Raw genomic sequence first — 16,682 nt, 5'->3', positions numbered from 1 at the left:
AAAGGGGGAGGGCCGCCGTTCGGGCGGCCCCCACGCTTCAGATCAACTGCTCCGGATGGAGCCCAAAGCTCACCGCGATGGCCGAGTCCACCTGGTGCATCAGCTTGTCGTCCAGCTTGCCCATTTTTTCGCGCAGCCGCTTCTTATCCAGGGTCCGGATCTGCTCCAGCAGGACCACCGAGTCCTTGGGCAGACCATAGCTCCGGGCGGACAGCTCGATGTGGGTGGGGAGCTTCGCCTTGCCGGTCTGTGAGGTGATGGCTGCCGCGATGACGGTGGGACTGTGCCGGTTCCCGGTGTCATTCTGTACGATGAGCACCGGGCGTACCCCGCCCTGCTCGCTGCCCACCACCGGGCTCAGATCGGCATAAAAGATATCTCCGCGCTTCACGCTGTTGTCCACTCATGCTCACACTCCGCTGGAAGATAGTCACCAACGTCACAGGGAGGGCAAGCCCTATGTAACGCGGTCACTATGATTCTCCCACGGGGCGGCGGGATTTATACACATCCCTTCAAATATCAGGAAGAGTTTTCGCCCCCGCCGCCGCTCCTGCGGGACTCCCCCGTGCCATTCTATGCGCGGAGCGCGGAGGCCGCCACCTCAGTCCAGATAGACCCGGGGTACCCGGGGCGACACGTCGCAGAGCAGCTCGTACTGGATGGTTCCGGCCCGGTCGGCTCCGTCCTCCACGGGGGCGGCGTCACCGTAGAGCACCGCCTCGTCCCCGGGGATAACGCCGGGGATGTCGGTAACGTCCACCATGGTCAGGTCCATGCATACCCGGCCCACCACCGGGGCCTTTTTCCCCCGGATGGCCACCGGCTGGCCGTTGGAAAACAGGCGGAAATAGCCGTCGCCGTAGCCCACCGGCAGCACCGCCAGGCGGCTGTCCCGCGCCAAGGTGGCGGTCCGGCCGTAGCTGACGCAGGTCCCGGCGGGCAGGTCCCGCACCGCCGCCACCCGGGTCTTGAGTGTCATCACCGGCAGGAGCGGGCAGGTGTACTCCATGCCCGGGGCCGGATAGTGGCCGTACAGGGCGATGCCGGGGCGGACCATATCCAGATGGGTACAGGGATAGTTTAACATAGCGGCGCTGGCCGCGCAATGACGGATTTCAAAGGTCACCCCCCGGGCGGACAGCTTGTCCAGCAGGTCCAGGAACCGGGTGAACTGGCGCATGGTGTATGCCTCGCAGCCGTCGGCGTCGGAGAAGTGAGTGAAGATGCCCTCCACCCGCAGCCCCGGCAGGGCGCACAGCGCGGCAATCTCCCCGGCGGCATGGTCCAGATGGGCCTCGTCACAGAGGAAGCCCAGCCGGGACATGCCAGTGTCCGCCTTCACATGGATGGTAAGCGTTCGGCCCGCCGCCACCGCCGTGGCGGACAGGGCCCGGCCGGTCTCCAGGTCCCCCACCGCCTGGGCGGCGTCCCACGCCAGCAGCTCCCCGGCGTACCGGGGCAGGGTGACGCCCAGGATCAGGATGGGGGCGCGGACCCCGGCCTGCCGCAGCTCGGCGGCCTCCTCCAGGCAGGCCACCGCCAGGTAGTCCGCCCCCCACTCCTCCAGCTTTTGGGCCACGGGGACCGCCCCGTGGCCGTAGGCGTTGGCTTTCACCACACCCACGAATCGGCATCCCGGGGCGAGCTGCTCCCGCAGGGCGGTGTAGTTGTGCTTCAGGCGGCCCAGGTCGATCTCCGCCCACGTTCTCATCTGTGCGTCACTCATATCGGTCTATCCTTCCTGTTGTGTGGCCGGCTCCATGGTAAACTGGGTAAACCGGCACAGGATCACCCGGGCCCCGTCCACCGAGATCTCTCCCTGCACCAGGCCGTGGGTATCCAAATCGAACCACACCGCCGTCTCCACGCCGGCGCCCGGGGCCTGCTCCGGGTCCCGGCAGCAGATCCGCAGGGTGGCCGTCTCATCCAGGTCCTCCCGGCCCACCTCGGCGATGAAGCCCGTCTGGACGGCGTTCAGTAGGGCCGGCAGGGCGCTCACCGGGGAGAGCCCCTGGCCGTCCAGCTCCCCCGTCTCCAGGCTGGCCCCGTCGTATTCCAGGGTGGCCGCGCCGTCCTTGAGCCGGGCCGTCACTCCCGCGATGTCCTCCGGCGCGGTGACGGTCAGCACCGTCTCCCCGCCCTTCGTATACTGCAGTTCCAGCGTAAACACATACACCCGCTGGCCGTAGTCGGCGGTGATCTCCGCCGTGGCGGCGCAGGTCGCCATGCCCAGGTACTCCGCTCGGATGTCCAGGGCCAGCTCCTCGTCTCCCCTGCCCCCGCTCCCGCCGCCGCAGGCGGCCAGCAGCAGGCAGAGGGTCATCATTGGTGCGCACAGTCTCTTCATGCGCACGGGCTACGTCCTCCCCTTCTAAAAGTGTCTGAGGGCCGCGGGCAGCTTCTCCACCAGATCCATGGGGGTCATGCCGTACTCCCCCCGCTCCTCCGCCGCCAGGTCCCCGGCCAGGCCATGGTACAGCACCGCCGCCGGGACCGCCTGCTCCGGCGCCAGCCCCTGGCCCAGCAGAGACAGGATCACCCCCGCCAGCGCGTCCCCGCTGCCCCCCTTGGCCATGCCCGGGTTGCCGGTGGTGTTGACGAAGGCCCTCCCGTCCGGGAAGGCGGTGATGGTACGGTGCCCCTTCAGGACCAGGATACAGCCGTGGGCCCCGGCAAAGTCCCGGGCCGTCCGCAGCCGGTCCGCCCCGGGCATTGCCCCGGTCAGGCGGGCAAACTCCCCGTCGTGGGGGGTGAGCACGGTCAGCCGGCCCGTCCCCGCCCGGGCGTCCAACCTATCTATATGCCCGGAAACGGCGTTTAGACCGTCGGCGTCCAGCACCACGGGGCACGCCGCCCCCTCCAGCACCGCCGCCGTCAAAGCGGCGGCTCCCGCGCCGCGGCCCAGGCCGGGCCCCACCAGGGCAGCGCTCTTCCCCGCCAGGTCGGTGCGCACCTGGGCCAGAGCCCCGGCGGAGAGGCCCCCTTCCCCGTCGGCGGGCAGGGGCTTGGGCATGACTTCGTCACACTTGACGGCCACGATGGGATAGATGTCCTCCGGCACCGCCAGGGTGACCAGACCCGCCCCCGACCGCAGCGCCCCTCGGGCCGCCAGTACCGGCGCGCCGGTGTAGCCCCGGCTGCCCGCCAGGATATAGTCCCTGCCGTAGTCCCCCTTGTGGCTGTCCCGCCGCCGGCGGGGCAGGGGCAGGTCCCCGGGGCCCATCGCCCAAACCGGCTTGGGCACGGCGGCGGTCAGGTCCTCCGGGATACCGATGGAGACCACGGACAGCCTACCGCAGAGGGCGCCTCCCTCTCCCAGATAGTGGCCCGGCTTGGCCGCCGTGAAGGTGACGGTGACCGCCGCCTCTGCCGCGGCGCCCAGCACCGCACCGGTGTCGGTCTCCACCCCGCTGGGCAGGTCCACCGCCAGGGTCGGGGCGGGGCTGGCGTTCATCCGCTCGATGGCGGTGCGGAAGGCCCCGGTCACCGGTCGGGTCAGGCCGATGCCGAAGAGGGCGTCCACCAGCACCCCGGCCCCCATGGCCCAGGCCGTCTGCTCCGGGTCGGCGGGATCGAAGGCCTCCAGCACGCCGCCGGCGGCCCCCAGGCGGCGCTCCATCTCCGCGGTATCGGCGGTGAGCTTGTCCCGCCCTCCCACCAGAAAGCACCGGACCGAAATTCCCCGCTCCAGCAGGAACCGGGCGGCGGCCACGCCGTCGCCACCGTTGTTGCCGCTGCCGCAGAAGACGGCGGCCCTCCGATTCTCACCTGCCAGAGCGGCCGCCTCTTCCGCCACCGCCCGGGCGGCGGCCTCCATCAGCCGCGTGGAGGGGATTCCCCGCTCCCCGATGGCGGAGCGGTCCAGCTCCCGCATCTCCCGTGCGCTGGAGATCCATTGCATACCATGCGCCTCCTTATGAAGTGGGCTCCGCGGCGGCCTGCACCGCGTCCATAGGGGTGAAGCTCACCCGGCGGAACAGCAGGGCGCCCACGATGAGGATGATAAAGTTGCTGAGGACCATGGCGTACCAGATGCCCGTACTGCCCACGTTGGTAAAAAGCTTGAACAGGAGGATGAGGGGCAGGCGGATGATCCACAGCCGTGCGGTGGCCATGAGGAAGGAAAACCGGGTGTTCCCGGAGCCGTTGAACACACCCAGATAGTTTTGGAACAGAGACATGAGCGGCTGGGTGAGCAGCACCCAGAACATATACTCCCAAGCGGCGGCCTGGGTGGCAGAGTCGTTGGCCAGGGCGGTCACCAGCACCCCCCGCAGGGGGAAGAGCAGCAGGCTCCCGGCGATGGAGACGAGCAGCCCCACATTCCGGCTGACCAGATAGGCCCGCCGGGCCCGCTCCCCGTTGCCCGCGCCGATGTTCTGCCCCACGTAGGCCGCCAGCACCGAGCCCATGGCCAGCACCGGCATGAGCAGCAGGTTGGACACCTTGTTGCCGATGCTGAAGGCGGCGGTGACGTGGTCGCCGTAGCTGAGGATGACGGCCTGTAGCACCAGAAAGCCCAGAGAGCTGAGGGCCTGGTTGGCCGCCGCCGGGGCGGCCACGGCGGTGAGCCGCCGGAACAGGGGCCACTGCAGCCGCAGGTGGCGTCTGTCCAGGAAGAGCGCCTGCCGCCGGTCGAACAGCAGATACAGGCAGACGGGCACGATGACGGCGTTGCCCGCCGCGGTGGCCAGGCCTGCGCCGAACACCCCCAGCCCCAGGACGCGCACATGGACGGCGGTGAGGACGATGTTGAGCATCACGGCGCTCACCGAGAGCACCACCGGGGTCACCGTGTCCCCCTGGGCCTGGCGGATGGCCTGGAATGCCGCAAAAATGAAGGTAAACGTCAGTTCAAAGGAGCGCACCCGCAGATAGGACACGCTGCACGCCAGCACATCCCCGGACGCTCCCATCAGGGCCATGACCCCCGGCGCAGCCAGATACAGCAGCAGGTTGAGGACGGCCCCCAGCACCACCGACACCAGGAGCAGCACCCCGGCGTTGTCCCGGGCCCGCTCCCGCTCTCCGGCACCCAAAAGCTGGCTGACCACCGCCACCCCCGCCACGCCGAAGCCCGCCTGGAAGGAGGCGAAGATATTCAGCAGGGGCCAGGACAGCGAAACGCCCGCCTGGGCGGCCACGGAGTTGGCGATCTGGCCGATGAAATAGGTGTCCACCAGCTCGTTGAAGGCCTTCATAAAGTTGGCCCCGAACACCGGCAGAGCCAGAATCAGAAAGGCCTTGTACAAATTGGGCTCCCGGAGCAGCAGCTCCGTCCGGTCACGCCTTTGTTTCACCGAATCCACTCGTTTCTTCTCAGAATGTACCCGTCCATTATAATGCGGAACACGTCCCGCCGCAAGCCATGAACATTCAATTTCATCTTGCAATTTTCCGGCCGATGTGGTATAAATACAGGATAGAAACGCTGAGAACGGGAAAATAGCGCACAGTTCGTCAGGCAGAGAAGGACGGTCACCGGCTGAAAGCCGCCCCATGAGGAACGCGCTTGGTTCGCCCGGGAGCGGCCGCGGGGAAAGACGCGGACGGGTTCCATCCGTTATGGTGGTTGAAGTGTCTGCGCCCGGGACCGGGGCGTGGAAATGCGGGTGGTACCGCGGAAGGCTTGCCTTTCGTCCCTCTTTGGGGATGGGGGGCATTTTTTGTTGCTTATCTTACGCAAAGGAGCTGCGAATATGAAGGAAACACTGGAACAAATCCGGCGCGAGGCCCTCGCCGCCCTCAGTGAGACCAAGACGGCGGCCGACCTGGAGGCCCTGCGAGTCCGGTATCTGGGCAAAAAGGGTGAGCTCACCGCTCTGCTCAAGCAGATGGGCAGGCTCTCGGCCGAGGAGCGCCCCGTCATGGGTCAACTGGCCAACGAGGTGCGCGAGGCCCTCACCGAGGCCCTGGCCCGGCAGCAGAAGGTGCTGGAGGCCGCCGCCCTCCACGCCCGGCTGGAGGCGGAGACTCTGGACGTCACCATCCCCGGCAAACCCGTCGAGGTGGGCCACAAGCACCCCATGTATACCGTTCTGGACGAGATCAAGGACATTTTCATCGGCATGGGCTTCGATATTCTGGACGGCCCCGAGATCGAACAGGCCGAGTATAACTTCACCAAGCTCAACGCCCCGGAGGATCACCCCTCCCGGGACTGGACCGACACCTTCTATCTGACTGAGGACTCCTCCGTCCTGCTGCGGAGCCAGACCTCCCCCATGCAGATCCGGGCCATGGAGACCCGCGAGCTGCCCATCCGCATCATCTCCCCCGGCCGGGTGTACCGCAAGGACGAGGTGGACGCCACCCACTCCCCTATGTTCCACCAGATCGAGGGTCTGGTGGTGGACAAGGGCATCACCATGGCCGACCTGAAGGGCACCCTGAACACCGTCATCCGGCAGATCTACGGCCCCGACACCCAGACCCGCTTCCGTCCCCATCACTTCCCCTTCACCGAGCCCTCCTGTGAGGTGGACATCCAGTGCCACAAGTGCGGCGGCAAGGGCTGCCCCACCTGTAAGGGCGAGGGCTGGATCGAGGTGCTGGGCGCCGGCATGGTCCACCCCAAGGTGCTGCGCAACTGCAACGTGGACCCCGACGTGTACTCCGGCTTCGCCTTCGGCTTCGGTCTGGAGCGGCTGGCCCTGGGCCAGTTCAAGATCAGCGACATGCGCCTGATCTTTGAAAACGATGTCCGGTTCCTCAGCCAGTTTTAAGTGAAAGGAGAGTGTTGAACCATGCAGTTGTCCCGTAAATGGCTGAACGAATTTGTTGCGATTGATGCAAACGACCACGACTTTTCCGAGGCTATGACGCTCTCCGGCTCCAAGGTGGAGTCCGTGGCGGACCTGAGCCAGGAGCTGAAAAACGTGGTGGCGGGCCGCATCCTCCGGATGGACCGCCATCCCGATTCCGACCACATGTGGGTCTGCCAGTTGGATGTGGGCCAGGACGAGCCCGTCCAGATCGTCACCGGCGCGTGGAACATCCACGTGGGTGACCTGGTCCCCGTGGCCCGGCACAAATCCCTGCTCCCCGGCGGGGTCAAGATCGAAAAGGGCAAGCTGCGGGGGGTGCCCTCCAATGGGATGCTCTGCTCCCTGAAGGAGCTCAACCTCACCGCCGCCCACGACTATCCCTACGCCGTCATCCGGGCCGCCGCCCTGCTGAACGACTACAAGCCCCTGGACCCGGCCAAGCCCTCCATCCCGGCGGACGCGGCCCCCGGACACAAGATGTTCGGCAAGGTCATTGCCGCCCAGGTCGCCGCCATCGAGGGCGACGGCTTTACCTATACCGTCCGCCTCAACACCGGCGACGGTGAGGCGGAGGCCGTAACCGGCTGCCAGAACATCCACGCGGGCGATTGGGTGGCCTATGACACCGCCAAGGGCCACATCTGCACCCTGGCCGACCTCCACGCCGACCAGAAGGAATTCCCCCACTGCATCGAGGACGGTATCTGGGTCCTCCACGAGCAGGGCGTGCAGCCCGGCGACGACATGGCCGCCGTCATCGGCTACGACGACCACGTGGTGGAGTTCGAGATCACCCCCAACCGTCCCGACTGCCTGTCCGTCATCGGCCTGGCCCGGGAGGCTGCCGCCACCTTCGGCAAGGAGCTGAAGCTCCATACCCCCGAAATCAAGGGCTGCGGCGGCTCCATCGCCGAGCTGGTGGATATTGACATTGAGGACGGGGACCTCTGTCCCCGGTACACCGCCCGCATGGTGAAAAATGTAAAGATCAAGCCCTCCCCCGCCTGGATGCGGGAGCGGCTGCGCAACTCCGGCGTGCGGCCCATCAACAACATCGTGGACATCACCAACTACGTCATGCTGGAGTATGGCCAGCCTATGCACGCCTTTGACTTCTCCTGTGTGGAAGGCGGGCACATCGTCGTCCGCACCGCCCGGGAGGGGGAGGCCATCCAGACCCTGGACGGCAAGGACCACGCCCTGACCACATCCATGCTGTGCATCTGCGACGAGCACCGGCCGGTATGTGTGGCCGGCGTCATGGGCGGCGCCAACTCCGAGATCGTGGGCGACACCGCCATGGTCCTGTTTGAGTCGGCCAACTTCAACGGCGCCTCCGTCCGCCGCACCGCCACCGCCCTGGGGATGCGCACCGACGCCTCCTCCCGGTATGAAAAAGGTCTGGACCCCATGAACACCATGAAGGCCGTCCAGCGGGCCTGTGAGCTGGTGGAGCTGCTGGAAGCCGGCGAGGTGGTGGACGGCGTGCTGGACGTGATCGCCAGGGACGCCGCCCCCGTCACCGTAAAGCTGGAGCCGGAGAAGATCAACGCCCTGCTGGGCACCGACGTGTCCGAGGCGGAGATGCGCCGCATCCTGCTGTCCCTGGGCTTCGGCCTGGAGGGAGACACCATCCTGGTCCCCTCCTGGCGCAGCGACGTGGAGCACTACTCCGACATCGCGGAGGAGGTGGCCCGGTTCTACGGCTACAACAAGATCCCCAACACCCTCATGCGGGGGGCCACCGTCCGGGGCGGCTACACCCCGGAGCAGCAGGCCGAGCGCACCGCCGGGCTGCTGTGCCGCACGGCCGGGTACGATGAAATCATCACCTATTCCTTCATCAGCCCCGCGTATTACGATAAGATCGACCTGCCCGCCGATTCCCCCCTGCGCACCTCCATGCGCATCCTGAACCCCCTGGGAGAGGACACCTCCATCATGCGCACCACCACCCTGCCCTCCATGCTGGAGATCCTGGCCCGGAACTACAACTTCCGCAACAAGTCCGCCAAGCTCTACGAGCTGGGCAGGACCTACTTCGCCAAAAACGACGGCTCCGGCATGGCCGACGAGCCCAAGGTCCTCTCGCTGGGCGCCTACGGCGCCGACATGGACTTCTTTGCCCTGAAGGGGGCGGTGGAGGCCGTGCTGGCCGGGCTGCGCATTCCCAGCGTCCGCTTCGCGGCCGAGAAGGAGAACCCCTCCTACCACCCCGGCCGCTGCGCGAAGGTTTACAGCGGCAGCACGCTGCTGGGCGTGCTGGGGCAGATCCACCCCCATGTGGCCGCCAACTATGGCGTGGACTGCCCGCTCTACGCCGCCGAGCTCGCCTTCGGCGCTCTCTACCGGAGTATGGGCCCCCTGCCCGTCTATCAGCCTCTGCCCAAGTTCCCTGCGGTGGCCCGGGATATCGCGGTGGTCTGCGGCAAGGACGTCCCCGTGGGCGAGCTGGCCGACTGCATCCGCCGGGGGGCCAAGGGCCTGCTGAAGGACGTGGCTCTGTTCGACATCTACACCGGCCCCGGCATCCCCGAGGACAAAAAGAGCGTGGCCTTCAACCTGACCCTCCGTTCCGACGAGCGCAGCCTCACCGCCGCCGAGGCGGACGAGGACGTCAAGAGCATCTTGGCGCTGCTGCAAACCGAGCTGGGCGCGACGCTGCGCTGAGGCAGGCTGCCGCACGGCTGGAGGAATATTTCGTCCCAAAATGGGCATCTTAATTCTTCATAAATTTTGTGTGCGGCCTCTTTACACCACCGGCAAATTCAGTTACAATAGGGAAAACGGCACAGGGAGGTGTTTCCGACATGCAGGAACAATTGGACTTCACCAGAAAGTTCAGCTTGAATCAGGACCGTGGCGACGAAATCAAGGCCATTTTGACCTCGGTTTACAACTCGCTTCAGGAGAAGGGCTATAACCCCATCAACCAGATCGTCGGTTACATCCTCTCCGAGGACCCCACCTATATCACCAACTACAACAACGCACGCTCCCTCATCCGCAAGCTGGACCGGGACGAGCTGCTTCAGGAGCTGGTGAAAAAGTATCTGGCCGGCTGAATTGTCGTCAAAAAGAGCTGGAAGGCATCGCCTTCCAGCTCTTTTTCTTGTCTGTGAAAGTCAGTTTTTCTCTCCCATCAGCAGGAACATGACCGCCTTCTGGGCGTGGAGCCGGTTCTCCGCCTCGTCGAAGATCTCCCCGGCGTGGGCCTCGAACACCTCCGCCGTGATCTCCTCCCCCCGGTGGGCGGGCAGACAGTGCTGCACCATGGCGCCGGGGTGGGCCACGGCCATCAGCGCTTCGTTGACCTGATAGACGCCGCCGAAGGCGGCCTCCCGCTTGGCCTTCTCCCCCTCCTGGCCCATGGAGGCCCATACGTCGGTGATGATCACGTCGGCGTCTTTGGCGGCCTGCTTCGGGTCGCGGCACAGGGCAAACCCGGCGCCGGTGACGGTCTTGGCAAAGTCCAGCACCCGGGGGTCGGGATCATAGCCCGCAGGACAGGCCACGGACACGTCCATACCGCACTTCAGGCCGCCCACGATCAGAGAGTTTGCCATGTTATTGCCGTCCCCGATAAAGCACAGCTTCAGCCCCTCCAGCCGGGTCATCTTTTCCCGGATGGTCATCAGGTCGGCCAGCACCTGGCAGGGGTGTGCAAAGTCGGTCAGGCCGTTGATGACGGGGATGGAGGCATACTTGGCCAGCTCCTCCACCTCGTCCTGGCCGTAGGTGCGGATCATGATGCCGTCGCAGTAGCGGGAGAGCACCCGGGCGGTGTCCTCGATGGGCTCGCCCCGGCCGATCTGGCTCTCCTTGCCGGAGAGGAACAGGGCGTGGCCGCCGAGCTGGTACATCCCCACCTCGAAGGACACCCGGGTCCGGGTGGAGTTTTTTTCAAAGATCATGGCCAGAGTCTTGCCCTGGAGATAGTTGTGGGTCAGGCCATGCTTCTGGTTGTACTTCATCTGGTCGGCCACGTTGAGGATCTTGGTGATGTCCTCCCGGGTCAGGTCCAGCAGCTTGAGCAAATCCTTCTTCATTTCTCACACCTCTTTCAGGGTCTTTTCCAAAATCTCCAGTCCCTTGTCCATCTCCGCCTGGGTGATGGTCAGCGGGGGCAGGAAGCGCAGGGCGGGGCCGGCGGTGAGCACCAGCAGGCCGTTTTCGATGAGCTTGGCGGCCAGCTCCTTGTTGGTCTTGTCCCCCTTGACCTCCACACCGATCATCAGGCCCAGGCCGCGGGTGGCCCCCAGACAGGGCAGGGCCATGGACGCGATAGCATTGCGGATATACCGGCCCTTTTCGGTAGCGGCGGAGATGGTATCCTCGTCCAGCACGTCCAGCACCGCCAGGGCCGCCGCGGCGCACACCGGATTGCCCCCGAAGGTGGAGCCGTGGGTGCCCGGCCCCAGCACGTCCCGGCACTTGTCGCTGGCCAGGAAGCCGCCCATGGGCAGGCCCCCGGCGATCCCCTTGGCAAAAGACACCGCGTCGGGCAGGATGCCGTACTGCTGGTAGCAGAACAGGGTGCCGGTGCGGCCAATGCCGGTCTGGACCTCGTCGATGAGCAGCAGCCAATCCCGCTCGGCGCACAGCACCGCCAGATCGTGGACAAAACCCTGGTCCAGCGGGTAGACGCCGCTCTCCCCCTGGACCAGCTCCAGCAGGACGGCGCACACGTCATGTCCCGCCACCTCGCTCACCCCATCCATGGTGGGGGCGGCGTAGCGGAAGCCGTCGGGGAAGGGGAAGAAATAGTTGTGGAACACCTCCTGGCCGGTGGCGGCCAAGGTGTTCAGCGTCCGGCCGTGGAAGGACTGCTTTAGGGTCAGAACGGTGCCCCGGCCCTTGCCGTACTTGTCAAAGCTGTACTTCCGGGCCAGCTTGATGAGCCCCTCGTTGCCCTCCGCGCCGGAGTTGCCGAAAAACACGTTGGACATGCCCGCGCGCTGGCACAGCACCTTGGCCAGCCGGGCGCAGGGCTCGGTGTAGAACAGATTGGAGATATGCCCCAGCTTCATGGCCTGCTCCATGATGGCCTCCGTCCACCTGGGATGGGCGCAGCCGATGGAGTTGACCCCGATGCCGCTGGAAAAGTCGATGTAGCTCCGGCCCAGGGCGTCGTACAAGGTGGCGTTCTCCCCGTGGTCCACATCCACCGGGAAGCGGCCGTAGGTATGCATCACATACTGGTCGTCCAGAGCCTTGAGTTCCTGAAAATCCATGGTTTCACCTCACAGCAGCATGGTGCCGATGCCGGAATCGGACAGCAGCTCGATCAGAATGGAGTGGGGGATGCGCCCGTCCAGGATAATGGTGTTCTTCACGCCGGAGCGCACGGCCTCCACGCAGCAGTCCACCTTGGGGATCATCCCCCCCTGGATCACCCCGTCCTTCACCAGGCCGGGGACCTGGGACAGCCCCACCTCGGGGATGAGGGTGTCCTCATCCTTGGGGTCCCGGAGCAGGCCCCGCACGTCGGTGAGCAGGATCAGCTTCTCAGCGTGGAGGGCTACCGCCAGCTTGGCGGCGGCGGTGTCGGCGTTGATGTTGTAGGCGGTCTCCCCGTCCACTCCCTGGGCCACGGTAGAGACCACGGGGATGTAGCCCACCGCCAGGGCGTCGTTGACGACGGCGGGGTCTACCTGGACCACCTCGCCCACCAGACCGTATTTCTCATCCAGCTTCCTGGCCTGGAACAGCCCGGCGTCCATGCCGCACAGGCCCAGGGCCCGGCCCCCCATGCGGTTGAGGGTGGCCACCAGATCCTTGTTCACCTTGCCGCACAGCACCTGCTGCACCACATCCATGGTCTCCTGGTCCGTGTAGCGCAGGCCGTCCACGAATTCGGACGGCTTGCCCAGGCGCTTGAGCATATCGGTGATCTCGGGGCCGCCGCCGTGGACCACCACCACCCGGATGCCCACCAGGTGGAGCAGGATAATGTCGCTGATGACGGCCCGGCGCAGCTCCTCCGAGATCATGGCGTTGCCGCCGTATTTGACCACGATGGTCTTGCCGTAGTATTTCTGGATATAGGGCAGCGCCTCGGCCAGCACCTGGGCGCGCTCCACGTGGGAACTGGACATGTAACAGGACTCCTTTGTCTGACAGTGGGATCAGGTGCGGTAATCACCGTTGATTTTCACATATTCATAGGTCAGGTCGCAGCCCCAGCAGGTGGCCTGGTGCTCCCCCTCGTGGAGGTCCACCTCGATGACCACCTCGTCCTGACTGAGGATGCTCTTGGCCTGATCTTCGTCGAAATCCAGGCCCGCCCCTTGCCGGCAGACGGTCACCTCGCCTACCACGGAGCGGAAGGTGACATCCACGAACTCAGGGCGGAAGGGGGCCTTGGAGTAACCCATGGCGCACAGGACCCGGCCCCAGTTGGCGTCGGCGCCGAACATGGCGGCCTTCACCAGGGAGGAGCCCACCACCGCCTTGGCCAGGCGCTCGGCGCTCTCCTCGCTGCGGGCATCCATTACCGTACAGGTCACCAGACGAGAGGCCCCTTCACCGTCGGCGGCGATGCTGCGGGCCAGCTCGGTACAGATCTCGCTAAGGGCCTTGGAAAACACGGTGTAGTTGTCGTCCTTCCACTCGATGAGGGGATTTTCCGCCATGCCATTGGCCAGGATGACGCACATATCGTTGGTGGAGGTGTCCCCGTCCACGGTGACCCGGTTGAAGGTGCGGGGCACGATATCATGGAGGGCATCCTGGAGCATTTCCTGGGTAATGGCGCAGTCGGTGGTGAGGAAGCACAGCATGGTGCCCATGTTGGGGTGGATCATACCGGAGCCCTTGGCGATGGCGCCGATGGTCACCTTCTGTCCTCCGATGGCCACGGTGACGGCCAGCTCCTTTTTCACCGTGTCGGTGGTCATGATGGCGTTGGCCGCGTCGCCGGAGCCGCTGCGGGACAGGGCGGCAGCGGCGGCGGGGACGCCCTGGGCAATGGCGGCGATGTTCAGGGTTTGGCCGATCACGCCGGTGGATGCCACCACGAAGTCGGCGGCCTTCAGCCCGGTGGCGGCGGCGGCCAGAGCGCACATCTCCTCGGCGTTCTCATGGCTCATGGGGCAGCAGGCGTTGGCGTTGCCCGAATTGGCGATGATGCCCTGGGCCACGCCGTTTTCCAGGTGGTCCATGGTCACATACAGGGGGGCCGCCTTCACCCGGTTGAGGGTATACATGGCGGCGGCGGCGCACTCCTTTTCCGAGACGATGAGGGCCAGGTCCTTTTTCTGGTCCAGCACCTCGGGCCGTCCGCTCTTGGGGGGCTGGTTGCCGTCGCCCTTGCCCTTCTTGACCCCGCAGTGGATGCCGGAGGCCTGAAAGCCCCTGGGTGCGGTCACGCCGCCAGGAATCATTTTCATTGGTCAGCACTCCTTTTTCCGGATGGTTTCTTTCATTCTACCGCCAATCCGGCGGTCTCGTCAAACCCCAGCATCAGATTCATGTTCTGCACGGCGGCGCCGGAGGCCCCCTTGCCCAGATTGTCGAAGCGGGCGGTCAGCATGGTCTGCTCCTCGTGGCCGCACACCGTGATCTCCAGCCGGTCGGACCCGGCCAGGGCATTGGCCGACAGCCGGGGCGTCGTACCGCCGAAGGGGGCCACGCTTACCAGTTTCTGCCCCTCGTAGTAGGCCGAGAGCATGTCGCAGAGGTCCTCCGCCGTGGGGTTTCCCCGTAGCAGGCGGTTGTGCAGGAGCACCGAGGTGGCCATCCCCTGGTAGATATCCCCCAGAATGGGGGAAAAGACCGGGGGAACCTTCAGTCCCGCCACCTTCTGCATCTCGGGCAGATGCTTGTGCTTCAGGCTGAGGCCGTAGATGTTGGGGGCGTCCAGGGACGCAGCCCGGTCCGCCGCCTCGTATTCCGCAATCATCTTCCTGCCGCCGCCGGAGTAGCCGGTGAGAGAGTAGCAGGCCACCGGATAGTCGGGGGGCAGGACCCCCATGGCCACCAGGGGGGCGGCGGTAGACAGAAAGCCGGTGGCGTGACAGCCGGGGTTGGCCACCCGTTTGGCGTGCCGGACCCGCTCCCGCTGGCCAGCCAGCAGCTCGGGGAAGCCGTAGACCCAGCCGGGGGCGGTGCGGTGGGCGGTGGAGGCGTCCACCACCCGGGTGTTCTCGTTTTCGATGAGCGCCACCGCCTCCACGGCGGCGGCGTCTGGCAGGCACAGGAACACCAGATCGGCCGCGTTCAGGAGACGCTTGCGCTCGGCGGTGTCCTTGCGCTTGTCCGGGTCAATGCGCAGCAGCTCGATGTCGTCCCGGGCTCCCAGGCGCTCGTAGATCTGCAGGCCGGTGGTGCCCTCCTGGCCGTCAATGTATAGTTTCGGTTTCATCCTACCACGCTTCCTTTGTCCTGCTGGGCGGCGGGCTCAAGCCCGCGCGTCCACGAACTTCTGAATGTTCTCGATCTGCATTTTAACCGACTCAGGGGACGGGCCGCCGTAGACCTTCCGGCCGCCCACGCAGGTTTTCAGCTCCAGGGCCTGGTACACGTCGGGGCCGAAGGCGCCGGAGACCGACTGGAAATCCTTCAGCGGCAGGGTATCCAGGGTATCCCCTGATTTGATGCACATGTTGACCAGCCGGCCCACGATCATATAGGCGTCCCGGAAGGGCATGCCCTTGCGCACCAGGTAATCGGCGCAGTCGGTAGCGTTGATGAAGCCGCCCGACGCCGCCCGGGCCATGTTCTTGGGCCGGACGGTGAGGGTATCCAGCATGGCGGCGAACACCGGCAGGCACATCTCCACCGTGTCGATGGCGTCAAAGACGCACTCCTTGTCCTCCTGCATGTCCTTGTTGTAGGCCAGAGGCAGACCCTTCATCACGGTGAGCAGGGTTATCAGAGAGCCGTAGACCCGCCCGGTCTTGCCCCGGACCAGCTCGGCTACGTCGGGGTTTTTCTTCTGCGGCATGATGGAGGAGCCGGTGGAGTAGGCGTCGTCCAGCTCCACGAACTTGAACTCCCAGGAGCACCAGAGGATCAGCTCCTCGGAGAACCGGGACAGGTGCATCATCAGCAGGGAGCAGGCGGAGAGGAACTCGATGGCGTAGTCCCGGTCGGAGACCGCATCCATGGAGTTGTCCACGGGTTTCCGGAAGCCCAGGGCGCCGGCGGTCTGGAACCGGTCCACCGGATAGGTGGAGGTGGCCAGCGCGCCTGCCCCCAGGGGGCACTCGTCCATCCGCTCCAGGCAGTCCTCAAATCGGGTCACGTCCCGCTTGAGCATATTGGCGTAGGCCATCATGTAGTGGGCAAAGGTGGTGGGTTGGGCCCGCTGGAGGTGGGTATAGCCGGGCATCACGGTCTCCAGATTGGCCTCTGCCTTCTTGAGCAGCACCTTCTCCAGGTCCAGGATCATGCCGATGATGACGGGGATCTGCTTTTTCACATAGAGGCGGAAGTCTACGGCCACCTGGTCGTTCCGGCTGCGGGCGGTGTGCAGGCGCTTGCCCGTGTCGCCGATACGGTTGGTGAGCATGACTTCAATGTTCATGTGGATGTCCTCGTTATCGTCAGAGAACTCCACGCCGCCGGCGTCGATGTCGGCCAGGATGGCCTTCAGACCGTCGATGATCTTTTCCGCCTCATGCTCCTCGATGATGCCCTGCTTGCCCAGCATGGCGGCGTGGGCGATGGAGCCGGCGATGTCCTCCCGGTACATCCTCGCGTCAAAAGAGACGGAGGAATTGAAGTCGTTGACTAAGCTATCGGTCTCTTTCTGGAACCGGCCTGCCCAAAGTTTCATATTGATTGCTCCTTATGCGAATATATAGGTATGGCGGGGGCAAGCCCCCGCCCTACCGGTGTGTCATGTCTTTTTACTTCAGCTTCCCCTGCTCCCGCAGCGCCTGAACGGTGTCCGGCAGACCCCACAGA

Annotated in this window: 14 protein-coding genes; 3 read left to right on the top strand and 11 right to left on the bottom strand. The window is 65.4% G+C overall.

Annotation, left to right across the window (positions count from 1 at the left end; translation table 11 throughout):
* Window positions 1–37: 37 nt before the first annotated feature.
* The 5 genes from B3H64_RS02940 to B3H64_RS02920 all read right to left on the bottom strand — a co-directional run bounded on the left by B3H64_RS02940 (window position 38) and on the right by B3H64_RS02920 (window position 5,303).
* The gene (locus tag B3H64_RS02940) at window positions 38–403 is read right to left on the bottom strand and encodes a type II toxin-antitoxin system PemK/MazF family toxin (protein ID WP_050617845.1); all 366 of its coding nucleotides are present in this window, start codon (window positions 401–403) and stop codon (window positions 38–40) included.
* Between the two features lie 201 nt (window positions 404–604).
* Window positions 605–1,729: an alanine racemase gene (gene alr / locus B3H64_RS02935; RefSeq protein WP_286732826.1), complete on the bottom strand. Its 1,125-nt coding sequence runs from the start codon at window positions 1,727–1,729 to the stop codon at window positions 605–607.
* 6 nt (window positions 1,730–1,735) lie between these two features.
* A complete protein-coding gene (locus tag B3H64_RS02930) occupies window positions 1,736–2,350 on the bottom strand; it encodes a hypothetical protein (protein WP_242853772.1) in 615 nt (204 codons plus the stop codon).
* Between the two features lie 24 nt (window positions 2,351–2,374).
* Window positions 2,375–3,904 carry a bifunctional ADP-dependent NAD(P)H-hydrate dehydratase/NAD(P)H-hydrate epimerase gene (locus tag B3H64_RS02925; RefSeq protein WP_050617842.1) on the bottom strand — a complete coding sequence of 510 codons (1,530 nt, stop codon included), beginning with the start codon at window positions 3,902–3,904 and terminating at the stop codon, window positions 2,375–2,377.
* 13 nt (window positions 3,905–3,917) lie between these two features.
* The gene (locus B3H64_RS02920) at window positions 3,918–5,303 is read right to left on the bottom strand and encodes an MATE family efflux transporter (protein ID WP_286732822.1); all 1,386 of its coding nucleotides are present in this window, start codon (window positions 5,301–5,303) and stop codon (window positions 3,918–3,920) included.
* A 399-nt stretch (window positions 5,304–5,702) separates the two neighbouring features.
* On the opposite strand from B3H64_RS02920, the gene pheS reads away from it, so the two are divergent.
* The 3 genes from pheS to B3H64_RS02905 all read left to right on the top strand — a co-directional run bounded on the left by pheS (window position 5,703) and on the right by B3H64_RS02905 (window position 9,835).
* Window positions 5,703–6,728, top strand: coding sequence for a phenylalanine--tRNA ligase subunit alpha (gene pheS / locus B3H64_RS02915; RefSeq protein WP_050617841.1), 1,026 nt, complete (start codon window positions 5,703–5,705; stop codon window positions 6,726–6,728).
* Between the two features lie 21 nt (window positions 6,729–6,749).
* A complete protein-coding gene (pheT, locus tag B3H64_RS02910; RefSeq protein WP_050617840.1) occupies window positions 6,750–9,440 on the top strand; it encodes a phenylalanine--tRNA ligase subunit beta in 2,691 nt (896 codons plus the stop codon).
* A 140-nt stretch (window positions 9,441–9,580) separates the two neighbouring features.
* Complete coding sequence (locus tag B3H64_RS02905) at window positions 9,581–9,835, top strand: IreB family regulatory phosphoprotein (RefSeq protein WP_050617839.1); 255 nt, start codon at window positions 9,581–9,583, stop codon at window positions 9,833–9,835.
* A 60-nt stretch (window positions 9,836–9,895) separates the two neighbouring features.
* Here the strand turns inward: B3H64_RS02905 and argF are convergent, their stop codons facing one another.
* The 6 genes from argF to argH are packed head-to-tail and all read right to left on the bottom strand — an operon-like array spanning window position 9,896 to window position 16,551.
* Window positions 9,896–10,819 (bottom strand): ornithine carbamoyltransferase, encoded by a 924-nt coding sequence (gene argF, locus B3H64_RS02900; RefSeq protein ID WP_050617838.1) that lies wholly within the window; start codon window positions 10,817–10,819, stop codon window positions 9,896–9,898.
* A gap of 3 nt (window positions 10,820–10,822) precedes the next feature.
* Window positions 10,823–12,004 (bottom strand): aminotransferase class III-fold pyridoxal phosphate-dependent enzyme, encoded by a 1,182-nt coding sequence (locus B3H64_RS02895; RefSeq protein ID WP_286732815.1) that lies wholly within the window; start codon window positions 12,002–12,004, stop codon window positions 10,823–10,825.
* Window positions 12,005–12,013: 9 nt separating this feature from the next.
* A complete protein-coding gene (gene argB, locus B3H64_RS02890; protein WP_050617836.1) occupies window positions 12,014–12,868 on the bottom strand; it encodes an acetylglutamate kinase in 855 nt (284 codons plus the stop codon).
* A gap of 30 nt (window positions 12,869–12,898) precedes the next feature.
* Window positions 12,899–14,161 carry a bifunctional glutamate N-acetyltransferase/amino-acid acetyltransferase ArgJ gene (argJ, locus tag B3H64_RS02885; protein ID WP_050617835.1) on the bottom strand — a complete coding sequence of 421 codons (1,263 nt, stop codon included), beginning with the start codon at window positions 14,159–14,161 and terminating at the stop codon, window positions 12,899–12,901.
* 32 nt (window positions 14,162–14,193) lie between these two features.
* A complete protein-coding gene (gene argC, locus B3H64_RS02880) occupies window positions 14,194–15,135 on the bottom strand; it encodes an N-acetyl-gamma-glutamyl-phosphate reductase (protein ID WP_050617834.1) in 942 nt (313 codons plus the stop codon).
* Window positions 15,136–15,171: 36 nt separating this feature from the next.
* The gene (gene argH, locus B3H64_RS02875; protein WP_050617833.1) at window positions 15,172–16,551 is read right to left on the bottom strand and encodes an argininosuccinate lyase; all 1,380 of its coding nucleotides are present in this window, start codon (window positions 16,549–16,551) and stop codon (window positions 15,172–15,174) included.
* Window positions 16,552–16,682 lie beyond the last annotated feature (131 nt).

The sequence above is a fragment of the Intestinimonas sp. UBA1698 genome, assembly GCF_002320075.1.
In the GTDB taxonomy this organism is placed as follows: domain Bacteria; phylum Bacillota; class Clostridia; order Oscillospirales; family Oscillospiraceae; genus Intestinimonas; species Intestinimonas massiliensis.
The sequence above is the reverse complement of the archived record's forward strand: the minus strand, read 5'-3'. Positions and strand labels throughout refer to the sequence as shown.